The sequence below is a fragment of the Cupriavidus sp. HPC(L) genome (assembly GCF_000307735.3).
Classification (GTDB): Bacteria; Pseudomonadota; Gammaproteobacteria; order Burkholderiales; family Burkholderiaceae; genus Cupriavidus.
On the sequence record NZ_AMPR02000067.1, the window covers coordinates 1 to 11,139 of the forward strand.

An 11,139-nucleotide genomic window follows, 5' to 3' on the forward strand; every position below is an offset into this window, starting at 1 on the left:
AGCGCCACCGCCGCGCCGGTGCGCGCCTCGGTACCGGGCACCGGCTTGATCTCGATATTGACGTGCAGGCCGTTGGCGCGAGTGTAGGCGGCGATCGCCGCCAGCGTCGGGATCGGTTCGCCGGCATAGGCCGGGCTATGCCAGCTGCCCGCGTCGAGCTGCGCCAGCTCGCCCAGCGTCAGCGCGTCGGCGCGGCCGCGGCCGCTGGTGGTGCGATCCAGCGTCGCGTCGTGCAGCAGCACCGGCTTGCCATCGGCCGACAGCTTGACGTCGAACTCGAACATCCGATAGCCGAACGAGGCGCCGTGGCGGAACGCCGCCAGCGTGTTCTCGGGCGCCAGCTTGCCGGCGCCGCGATGGGCGATCGTGCGCGGATAGGGCCAGGGGGGAAGCGTGGTCGCCATCTCAGGCCTCGATCCGCTTCTCGATCCGCTTGCCGCTGGCATGGTCGAAGAAGTGCAGATGGTCGGCCGATGCCGTCACCGGCAGCTGCTCGCCCGCGCGCACGTGCATATGGCTGTCGAGCCGGACCACCACCTGCTGGCCGCCGAGCGTGCCGTAGGCGAACGAGTCCGCGCCCAGCGCCTCGACCACGCGCACGTCGATCCGCGCGATGGCCTCGTGGGCCGCGCACGGTTCCAGATGTTCGGGCCGCAGGCCCAGCAGCGCCTGCTGCGGCAGATGCAGCCCCATCGGCAGATGGCCCAGCGTCGCGTCCGACGGCTTGCCGTCCGCGCCGAGCACGCGCATCTGCGCGTCCGATGGCACACCCGAAGGTACCGTGCCCTGCCCCGCCTCGTTGCGCGCCACCGGAATCAGGTTCATCGGCGGCGAGCCGATGAAGCCGGCGACGAAGATGCTGGCGGGCCGCGCATAGACCTCGAGCGGCGTGCCGATCTGCTCGACGCGTCCGCCGTTGAGCACCATCATCCGGTCGGCCAGCGTCATCGCCTCGACCTGGTCGTGCGTGACATAGAGGCTGGTGGTGCGCAGCCGCCGATGCAGCTCCTTCAGCTCCAGCCGCATCTGCACGCGCAGCTTGGCGTCCAGGTTGGACAGCGGCTCGTCGAACAGGAACACCGCCGGCTCGCGCACGATGGCCCGCCCCATCGCGACCCGCTGGCGCTGGCCGCCCGACAGCTGGCGCGGCTTGCGCTCGAGCAGCGGCGCCAGCTCGAGAATGCCGGCCGCATGGCGCACGCGCTGTTCGATCTCGGCCTTCGGCATGCCGCGGATCTTCAGGCCGTACGCCATGTTGTCGTAGACGGTCATGTGCGGATACAGCGCGTAGTTCTGGAACACCATCGCGATATCGCGCTCGGCCGGCTCCAGCCGATTGACGACGCGATCGCCGATATGGACCTCGCCGCCGGTGATGGTCTCGAGCCCCGCGACCATCCGCAGCAGCGTCGACTTGCCGCAGCCCGACGGGCCGACGATCACGATGAACTCGCCATCGTCGATCTCCATGTCGATGCCATGCACGGCCGTGACATTGCCGGCGTAGGTCTTCTGTACGTTTCGGAGCGACAGTTTTGCCATGTGTTTCTGTTGTTCTGTTCGATATTGATCGAGTCGGCCTTGATCATTTACTCCCTCCCCCGCCCAGCGGGAGAGGGGTTGGGGGAGAGGGAAACGGCGGCGGTTCTGCGAACGCGTTCGCGATTGTCAAGCGCCCGTTGCCCTCTCCCCCGCCCCTCTCCCGCGAGCGGGAGAGGGGAGGAAACCATCGCGGATGGAGGATCGTGACAGTCTTCCCCTTACTTCTCGGTCTCCACCAACCCCTTCACAAACCACTTCTGCATCAGGATCACCACCACCGCGGGCGGGATCATCGCCAGCAGCACGGTCGCCATCACCAGGTTCCACTCGGTGGCGGCATCGCCCGAGCGCGAGATCATCTGCGTGACGCCGACCACCACCGGGATCATCGACTTCTGCGTGGTGATCAGGAGCGGCCACAGGTACTGGTTCCAGCCGTAGATGAACTGGATCACGAACAGCGCCGCGATGCTGGTCTTGGACAGCGGCAGCAGCACGTCGAGGAAGAACCGCATCGGCCCGGCGCCATCGATGCGCGCGGCCTCGGCCAGCTCGTCGGGCACGGTCAGGAAGAACTGGCGGAACAGGAAGGTCGCGGTCGCCGACGCGATCAGCGGCACCGTCAGGCCGACGTAGCTGTCGAGCATGCCGAGGTCCGACACCACCTCGTAGGTCGGCAGGATGCGGACCTCGACCGGCAGCATCAGCGTGATGAAGATCATCCAGAAGAAGGTCTTGCGCAGCGGGAACTTGAAGTACACCACCGCGAAGGCCGAGATGATCGAGATCGCGATCTTGCCCAGCGAAATGCCCAGCGCCATGATCATGCTGTTCATCAGCATCGTCGACACCGGCGCCGCGGCCACGCCGACGCCCTCGAACAGCACGGTGCGGTAGTTGTCCAGCAGATGCGGGCCGGGGATCAGCGTCATCGGCGCGTCCAGCACCTGCTCGGCGGTCAGCGTCGAGGCGACGAAGGTCACGTAGACCGGAAAGGCCACGATCAGGATGCCGACGATCAGCACCACGTGGGTCAGGAAATCGAGGAAGGGACGCCGTTCTACCATGAGGGATACCTGTCTGCGGTCTTCATTGCCGTATTCATCGGCCGCCGTTCAATACTGGACGCGCCGTTCGACGTAGCGGAACTGCACCACGGTCAGCGCGATCACGATCGCCATCAGCACCACCGACTGCGCCGCCGAGCCGCCGATGTCCATGCCGCGGAAACCGTCGTGATAGACCTTGTAGACCAGCGTGTTGGTCGAATTGAACGGCCCGCCGTGCGTGACCGCATCGATGATCGCGAAGGTATCGAAGAACGCGTACACCACGTTGATCACCATCAGGAAGAATGTGGTCGGCGACAGCAGCGGGAACACGATCGACCAGAAGCGGCGCCACGGTCCGGCGCCGTCGATCGCCGCCGCCTCGATCAGCGAGCGCGGGATGCTCTGCAGCCCGGCCAGGAAGAACAGGAAGTTGTAGCTGACCTGCTTCCAAGCGGCGGCGATGATCACCAGCAGCATCGCCTGGTCGCCGTTGAGCAGGAAGTTCCAGTCCACGCCCATCTGGCGCAGCACGTACGAGACGATGCCCAGCGTCGGATTGAACAGGAACATCCACAGCACGCCGGCCACCGCCGGCGCCACCGCATACGGCCAAATCAGCAGCGTCTTGTAGGCGACCGCGCCGCGCAGCGCGCGATCGGCGAAATAGGCCAGCAGCAGCGCGAACGACATGCCCAGCAGCGCCACCCCGACCGCGAAAATGGCGGTCACGCGGAACGACTCGATGTAGTTCGGGTCGTTCCACAGCGTCATGAAGTTGGCCGCGCCGACGTATTCGAGGCTGATGCCGAAGGCGTCCTGCTGCAGCACGGACTGGTACAGCGCCTGGCCGGCGGGCCAGAAGAAGAAGATCAGCGTGATCGCGATCTGCGGCAGCACCAGCAGATACGGCAGCCAGGGCGAACGGAAGACGACGCGTTTTTCCATGCGTGGCGATGGCAAGGGAGCGCCGTCGCGGCGCCCCGGGGGAAATCAGGCTGCCGCCGGTCCCAGGACACGGCGGCAGGTTCCGATGGAAACAGGGATCGCAGGCGGCGGACCGGCGGGCAAACCGTGGCGCCGATCGCCTGCCGCCGCTTACTCCTTGGCGGTGCGCTGGAAGCGTTCGAGCAGCTCGTTGCCGCGCTTGACCGCGGTATCGAGCGCTTCCTTGGGCTCCTTCTTGCCGGCCCAGACCGCTTCCAGTTCCTCGTCGACCACGGTGCGCACCTGGACCATATTGCCCAGACGCACGCCGCGCGACTTGTCGGTGGTCTTGACGACCATCTGCTGCACCGACACGTCGGCGCCCGGATTCTTCTCATAGAAGCCGGACTTCCTGGTCAGCTCGTAGGCGGCCATCGTAACCGGCAGATAGCCGGTGGCCTGGTGCCAGTCGGCCTGGACTTCGGGGCGCGACAGGAAGGTGAAGAACTTGGCCACGCCCTTGTATTCCTCGGGCTTGCGGCCGGCCATCACCCACAGCGAGGCGCCGCCGATGATGGTGTTCTGCGGGGCACCCTGCACGTCCGGGTAGTACGGCAGCTGCGACACGCCGAAGGCGAACTTGGCGTTCTTGCGCACGTTGGCCAGCGTCGCCGACGAGCCGGTGAACATCGCGCATTCGCCGTTGAAGAACTTGGCGCCCGACTCCGCCTTGCGGCCGCCATAGCTGAAGTAGCCCTTCTTGACCATGTCCTGCAGATTGCCGATGTGCTTGACATGCAGCGGGCTATTGAACACCAGGCGCGTGTCGGTGCCGCCGAAGCCGTTGTTCTTGGTCGCGTACAGCGTGTTGTGCCAGGCCGAGAAGCTTTCCAGGTGGACCCAGCCCTGCCAGTCGGTGGTGTAGGCGCAGTTGCCGCCCGAGGCCTTGATCTTGGCCGAGTACTGCATCACCTCGGGCCAGGTCTTGGGCGGCTTCTCGGGATCGAGGCCGGCCTTCTTGAAGGCGTCCTTGTTGTAGTAGAAGACCGTGGTCGAGCTGTTGAACGGGAACGACAGCATCTCGCCCTTGGCGGACGTGTAGTAGCCGGCCACCGCGGGAATGTAGACCTTCTGGTCGAACTTCTCGCCGGCTTCCTTCATCACGGTGGACACCGGCTTGATCGCGCCCTTGGCGCTCATCATCGTGGCGGTGCCGACCTCGAATACCTGCAGGATCGCCGGGGCGCCGCCGGCGCGGAAGGCGGCGATGCCGGCGGCCAGCGTCTCGTCGTAGTTGCCCTTGTTGACCGGCACGATCTTGTACTCGGTCTGGCTGGCGTTGAACTTGCTGGCAACCTCGTTGACCTTGTCGTTCAACGCGCCCTGCATCGCATGCCACCACTGGACTTCGACGGCGGCATGGGCGGCACCGGTGGCGGACAGCGCGGCCACGGCGGCAGCCGCGGCGGCGAGCTTGATGGTGATGGTGCGGGGGTTGGTCATCGACGGCTCTCCTCGTTTATTGCGTCATCCAGTCTGAAACCGGCTGAATGTATGCATTTTTTGTGACAAGCGGATGTTACTCCGCCAGCGCGCGCCGAGAAACCGAGCGTTTCTACCAATGTCCATGCGGCCTCGAGCCGAATCGGACCGGGGCCAAGGCAAGATGACAGCGCCGTGACATAGCTTAGGCCACGCCACATGCGAGGTACAATGCGCCGCCATGCCGACCCGCCAAATGCCCCCCGCGCTCCCCGACCTTCCCGTCTTTCCGGCGGCCCTGCCCGCCGCCGCGCTGCGCCGCGTGCGCGGCGTGCTGACCGATATCGACGGCACGCTGACCACCGCCGGCCGCCTGCCGGCCGTGACCTACCTGGCGATCGAACGCCTGCGGCACGCGGGCCTGCAGGTGATCCCGGTGACCGGCCGCTGCATCGCCTGGGCCGAGATCCTGACGCGGCTGTGGCCGGTCGACGCGATCATCGGCGAGAACGGCGCCTTCTACTCGCATCTGCGCGACGGCCGGCTGGTCACGCGCTTCATCGACGATGCCGATACGCGCGCGCACAACCTGCGGCGCATCGACGAACTGGCGCAGCGGATCCTGCGCGAGGTGCCGGGCTGCGCGCTGGCCTCCGACCAGCACTGGCACGCGGCCGACCTGGCGATCGACCACGCCGAGGACGTCGCGCCGCTGCCGCCCGCGGCGGTCGACCGCATCGTCGCGCTGATGCGCGAGGCCGGCATGACGGCCACCGTCAGCTCGATCCATGTCAACGGCTGGTTCGGCCGGCACGACAAGCTGAGCACCAGCCGCCTGTGCGCGGCCGAGCTGCTGGGCGCCGACCTCGACGCCCGGCGCGACGAATGGGTGTTCATCGGCGATTCGGCCAACGACGCGTCGATGTTCGCCCACTTCCCGCTGTCGGTCGGCGTGGCCAATGTGGGGGAGATCCTGCCGTTGCTGCCGGTGCCACCTGCCTATGTGACCGAGGCCGCCGGCGGCGAGGGTTTTGCCGAGATGGTCGACGCGCTGCTGGCGGTGCGGGACGCCGGCTAGGCGCCCTGCCGTCCGGCCGCACCGCCGTATCACCGCACCGCCGTATCACCGCCCGATCCGGCATGGTCCCGGTCCCGATGCCGGCGTAAACACCGACACCGGCCGCCGGCATCAGCTCATGATGCCGATGTGCCAGGGCACGAACTCGTTGTCGCCTAGCCCCAGCAGCTCGCTCTTCGAGCGCTGCCCCGACGCGGTGCGCAGCATCAGCGCGAAGATCTCCTCGCCGACCTGCTCGATGGTCTTGTCGCCATCGAGGATGCTGCCGCAGTTCAGGTCCATGTCCTCTTCCAGCCGGCGGTACATCGGCGAATTGGTCGCCAGCTTGACACTGGGCACCGGCTTGGCGCCGAACATCGAGCCGCGCCCGGTGGTGAACGCGATCAGGTTGGCGCCGCCGGCGATCTGGCCGGTGGCCGACACCGGGTCGTAGCCCGGCGTATCCATGAAGACCAGGCCGTGCTCGGTCACCGGCTCGGCATAGCGGTAGACCGCCATCAGCGGCCCGGTGCCGCCCTTCATCGACGAGCCCAGCGACTTCTCGAAGATGTTCGCCAGCCCCCCCATCTGGTTGCCGGGGCTGACCTGCCCGTTGATCTGCACGTCGCGCCCGACCGAATACTCGTCCTTCCACCAGCGGATCCGCTCGACCAGCTTCTCGCCGACTTCGCGGCTGACCGCGCGCCGCGTCAGCGTGTGTTCGACGCCATAGATCTCCGGCGTCTCCGACAGGATCGCAGTGCCGCCGTGGCGCACCAGCAGATCGACGGCGGCGCCGAGCGCCGGATTGGCGGTAATCGACGAAAAGCCGTCCGAGCCGCCGCACTGCAGGCCCACCGTCAGGTGGCTGGCCGGCACCGGCCGGCGTTCGACGCGGTTGGCCTCGGGCAGCATCGCCATCACCGCGGCGATGCCGGCCTCGATGGTCTTGCGCGTGCCGCCGCTGTCCTGCATCACGAAGGTCCGCAGCATCGGGCCGTCCCGCAGCGACTGCGTCTCGAGCAGGCCCTTCAGCTGGTTGCGCTCGCAGCCCAGCCCGACGACCAGCGCGCCGCCGAGATTGGCGTGGCGCGCGTAGCCGGCCATGGTCCGCCGCAGCAGGTCCATCGGCTCGCCGGTCATCTCCATGCCGCAGCCGAGCGAATGGCTGAAGGCGACCACGCCGTCGACATTCGGATAGTCGGCCAGCCGCTCGGGCGTGAACCACTCGGCGATCTTGCGCACCACGGTCGCCGAGCAATTGACGGTCGACAGGATGCCGACATAGTTGCGCGTCGCCACGCGGCCATCGGGCCGCACGATGCCGTCGAACATCGCCTGGCGCGACGCCGGCACGCGCTGCACCGGCACATAGTCGCGGCCGTAGGCGTAGTCGCGCTCGTACTCCTGGAAGCTGACGTTGTGCGAATGCACGTAGCTGCCCGCCGCAATGTCGGTCGCGGCGAAGCCGATGCAGACGTTGTACTTGACGATCGGCTCGCCGGCACGGATCGCCCGCGCGGCGATCTTGTGGCCGGCCGGCACCTGGCCGCGCGTGGTCCAGGCCTGGCCCGGCACCTGCGCGCCGATGCCGACGTCGATGCGCGCGACCAGCACGTTGTCGGCGGGATGCAGGCGGATGCAGGGCCCCAGCAGGGCCTTGTCTTGGCTGACGGGAGGGCGAACTTCCATACGGCGGTAATTGGCTGGTTTGGTGGAGGGGAACGCAGATCGGGGACAACCATCCTGTCGTTCCCGCGCGCGGGAATCCAGCGTCCTCGAAAGACCCTGGGTCCCCGCCTGCGCGGGGACGACAACGTTGGTTCAGCGTTCTGCTCGGATACGCTTATTCCGGCCGGATATTCGACGCCTTGACGACCGCGGCCCATTTCGGCACTTCTCCGGTCATGAACTTGCCGAACTGCTCGGGAGTGGTGCCCAGGATGTTCAGGCCCTGCTCGGCGAATTTGGCACGCAGGCCCGGCTCCTTCAGCGCCTTGGCCACCTCGTCGCTGATGCGCGCGGCGATCGGGCGCGGCGTGCTGGCGGGCAGGAACAGGCCATACCAGGTCAGCACCTCGAAGTCCTTCAGGCCGGCCTCGGCGACGGTCGGCACCTGTGGCAGGCCTGGCGCGCGCGCCAGGCTCGATACCGCGATCGCCTTGAGCTTGCCGGACTGGATGAACGGCGCGGCCACCGGCACGTTGGCGAACATCACCGGCACATTGCCGGCGATCACATCGGTCAGCGCCGAGGACTCGCCCTTGTACGGCACGTGCGTCAGCTTGATGCCGCTCATCGTGTTGAACAGCTCGCCGGCGATGTGCTGCGGACCGCCGGGCCCGGACGACGCGTAGCTCGTCAGCTTGCCGGCACGCACCAGATCGGCGACCTCCTTGATTGTGCTGGCCGGCACCGATGGATTGACCACCATCACCAGCGGCATCGATACCACCTGGGTCACCGGCATGAAGTCCTTCAGCGGATCGAACGGCAGCTTCGCGTACATGCTGGGCGCGATCACCATGGTCGATTGCGAGGCCAGCATCATCGAATAGCCGTCCGCCGGCGATTGCGCGACGTTCGACGCCGCGATCGTGCCGGTCGCGCCGGGCCGGTTCTCGATGACGACCGACTGCCCCATCTGCTTCGACAATTGCGCGCCGAGCTGGCGCGCCACGATGTCCGCGCCGCCGCCGGGCGCAAAGCCGACCACCACGCGGATCGGCTTGCTCGGGAACGTGTCGGTGGCGGCCGCCGCGGGGACCGCCGTCAACGCGGCGATGGCGAATCCGGCCACGGATGCGCACAGCGCGAGGCGAAGGCCGGCGGGACGCCGGCATGGCTGGGTAGCGAACATCATGTCGTCTCCTGGTGTTGTCGTTGTGTGTGCTGGTGTATGTCTTGCTGCCTGTGCCATTGCGCGAATCGCGGCGTTACGCGCTGGCCGACATCAGACCGCGAGCCGCTCCGCGCCCGGCATCGCGAAGCCCAGCGCATCGAGCGCCTGGCCCAGCAGCGCGCGCTGGCCTTGCTGCAGCTCGGTCAGCGGCGGCCGCACCGTGCGCCAGCCGCCGTCGGCGCTCTGCACCGCGATCGCCTCCTTCATCGCGGCGATCATCGGGAATTGCTGGAAGGCCGCGCGCGTGCGGTTCAGCGCGGCCTGGCGCGCATCGGCATCAGGCGCCTGCCAGTTGTCGTACAGGTCGACGATCGGCCCGGGATTGACGTTGCCGGTCGCCGTGATGCAACCCGCCCCGCCCGCGCGCATCGTCTCCAGCAGGATCGCCTCGGTACCGGCGAAGACATCGAAGCCGCGCGCGCCGAAGCGCTCGATCATCGCGCGCGTGTTCGCGAGGTCGCCGGAGCTGTCCTTGATGCCGGCGACGATGCCGGGATAGGCGCTCAGCAGCCGGTCGATCAGGTCCAGGCCGAGCGGCACCTGGCTGACCGCGGGGATGTGATACAGGTAGATGCGCAGCCGCTTGTTGCCGCTCCCCTCGCCAACCGCCTCGATGACCTGCGCAAACGCGCGGAACAGGCCATCGTCGCTGACGCCCTTGTAGTAGAACGGCGGCAGCATCAGCACGCCGGCGCAGCCGGCCGCCACCGCGTGGCGCGTCAGTGCAATGGCGTCCGGCAGCGCGCAGGCCCCGGTGCCCGGCATCAGGCGATCCGGCGGGATGCCGGCCTCCAGCAGACGATCCAGCAGCGCGCGCTTCTCGTCCAGCGACAACGAATTGGCCTCGGAGTTGGTGCCGAACACGGCCAGGCCGACGCCCTGCTCGATCAGCCAGCGGCAATGCCGCACCAAACGCTCGGCATCCGGCGCATAGCCGTCGGTGAACGGCGTCAGCACGGGGGAAAAGACGCCGCGTGGGCGGGCGGACTGGATCATGGCTGTCTCCGGGGATGGGCGCTTTCCATGTCGTCCCGCGAAGGCGGGGACCCAGCGGCTTCCCATTGCGCGCAAAGATGAGCGCGGAAAGACGGACGCGGAAAGGCGCTGGGTCGCCGCCTGCGCGGCAAGGACATCGATAGCGATGCGGGCCTGGTTGGCGGTCTTGGCCACCTGGTCGAATGGAGCCCATTCTAGGAACCGCCACCCCGCGAAAACAGCATCGAACGGCTGCTTCAAACGATAAAGTTTTTTGCGTTCCAGCCAGACCGATCTGGCGCGCACCCTTTGCTAAGATTGCCGCGCCCCCTACGACAACAACGAGAGACAACCAGAGGCCTGCCCGCCGTGGACATTCGCTACCTGCAGAGTTTCGTCGCCGTGGTCGAGCACGGCTCGTTCGCCGAAGCGGCGCGACGCCTGGGCCTGACGCCGGCCGCCATCGCGGCGCGGGTCAAGGCACTGGAAGAATCGCTGGATACGCCGCTGGTGCAGCGCGCCGGCCGCACCGTGGTGCCGACCCAGGGCGGGCTGCGCATCCTGCCGAAGGCGCGCGCGGTGGTGCGCGATGTGCGCGACCTGAACGCGGTCGCGCACGACGACAGCCTGCTGGGGGAACTGCGGCTGGGCGTATCGACCTCGGCGCTGACCGGTCTGCTGCCGCCGATCCTCAAGCGCGTCTATGCCGCGCATCCGCGGTTGAAGATCTTCGTCGAACCGGGTTCGTCGTCGCACCTGTATCGCCGCATCGTCGGCGGCGATCTCGATGCCGGCATCATCGTCGCGCCGCAGTTCGCGATCCCGAAGGCGTTCGAGTGGCACGTGCTGGTGCGCGAGCCCTTCATCGTGCTGGCGCCCGAGTCGATGGCCGAGCGCGGCGCGCACGAGCTGCTGGCGACCGAGCCCTTTATCCGCTACGACCGCGGCATGTGGGGCGGCATGGTCGCCGACCGCTATCTGCACGAACACAACATCGTGCCGCACGAACGGCTCGAGATCGACGCGCTGAACGCGATCGCGACGATGGTGGACCAGGGCATCGGCGTGTCGCTGGTGCCGGACTGGACGCCGCCCTGGCCCGAAGGGATTCGCGTCGCCCGCATTGCGCTGCCGGGGCGCGCGCCGGTGCGGCAGGTCGGCCTGCTGTGGTCGCCGCACGCCGCGCACGGCGCGCTGTCGCGCAC

The 11,139-nt window shown here is 67.6% G+C and carries 10 protein-coding genes; 2 read left to right on the top strand and 8 right to left on the bottom strand.

The features are described from left to right. The 5 genes from B551_RS05540 to ugpB form a co-directional block, all read right to left on the bottom strand. A partial coding sequence (locus tag B551_RS05540; RefSeq protein WP_023263639.1) for a glycerophosphodiester phosphodiesterase family protein occupies positions 1-404 on the bottom strand: 404 nt, incomplete at its 3' end. Position 405: 1 nt separating this feature from the next. Beyond that, positions 406-1,542, bottom strand: a complete 1,137-nt coding sequence (locus B551_RS05545; RefSeq protein ID WP_006578416.1) for a sn-glycerol-3-phosphate import ATP-binding protein UgpC — start codon at positions 1,540-1,542, stop codon at positions 406-408. Between the two features lie 218 nt (positions 1,543-1,760). Next, on the bottom strand, positions 1,761-2,609 hold the full coding sequence (gene ugpE / locus B551_RS05550) for a sn-glycerol-3-phosphate ABC transporter permease UgpE (protein ID WP_006578417.1): 849 nt from the start codon (positions 2,607-2,609) through the stop codon (positions 1,761-1,763). Positions 2,610-2,657: 48 nt separating this feature from the next. Continuing rightward, complete coding sequence (gene ugpA / locus B551_RS05555) at positions 2,658-3,539, bottom strand: sn-glycerol-3-phosphate ABC transporter permease UgpA (protein WP_006578418.1); 882 nt, start codon at positions 3,537-3,539, stop codon at positions 2,658-2,660. Between the two features lie 150 nt (positions 3,540-3,689). Continuing rightward, positions 3,690-5,021, bottom strand: coding sequence for a sn-glycerol-3-phosphate ABC transporter substrate-binding protein UgpB (ugpB, locus tag B551_RS05560; RefSeq protein ID WP_006578419.1), 1,332 nt, complete (start codon positions 5,019-5,021; stop codon positions 3,690-3,692). Between the two features lie 235 nt (positions 5,022-5,256). Here ugpB and B551_RS05565 point away from each other — a divergent pair, with 235 nt between their 5' ends. Further along, on the top strand, positions 5,257-6,078 hold the full coding sequence (locus tag B551_RS05565; RefSeq protein ID WP_023263640.1) for an HAD-IIB family hydrolase: 822 nt from the start codon (positions 5,257-5,259) through the stop codon (positions 6,076-6,078). 111 nt (positions 6,079-6,189) lie between these two features. Here B551_RS05565 and B551_RS05570 read toward each other — a convergent pair whose 3' ends face one another. The 3 genes from B551_RS05570 to B551_RS05580 all read right to left on the bottom strand — a co-directional run bounded on the left by B551_RS05570 (position 6,190) and on the right by B551_RS05580 (position 9,955). Next, entirely contained in the window at positions 6,190-7,749 is a 1,560-nt protein-coding gene (locus B551_RS05570) for a UxaA family hydrolase (RefSeq protein ID WP_023263641.1), read from the bottom strand. Positions 7,750-7,903: 154 nt separating this feature from the next. Continuing rightward, positions 7,904-8,920, bottom strand: coding sequence for a tripartite tricarboxylate transporter substrate binding protein (locus tag B551_RS05575; RefSeq protein WP_006579607.1), 1,017 nt, complete (start codon positions 8,918-8,920; stop codon positions 7,904-7,906). 90 nt (positions 8,921-9,010) lie between these two features. Then, positions 9,011-9,955, bottom strand: coding sequence for a dihydrodipicolinate synthase family protein (locus B551_RS05580; protein WP_023263642.1), 945 nt, complete (start codon positions 9,953-9,955; stop codon positions 9,011-9,013). Between the two features lie 348 nt (positions 9,956-10,303). Here B551_RS05580 and B551_RS05585 point away from each other — a divergent pair. Beyond that, positions 10,304-11,139, top strand: an 836-nt coding sequence (locus tag B551_RS05585; RefSeq protein WP_023263643.1) for a LysR family transcriptional regulator, incomplete at its 3' end; no start/stop codon positions are given.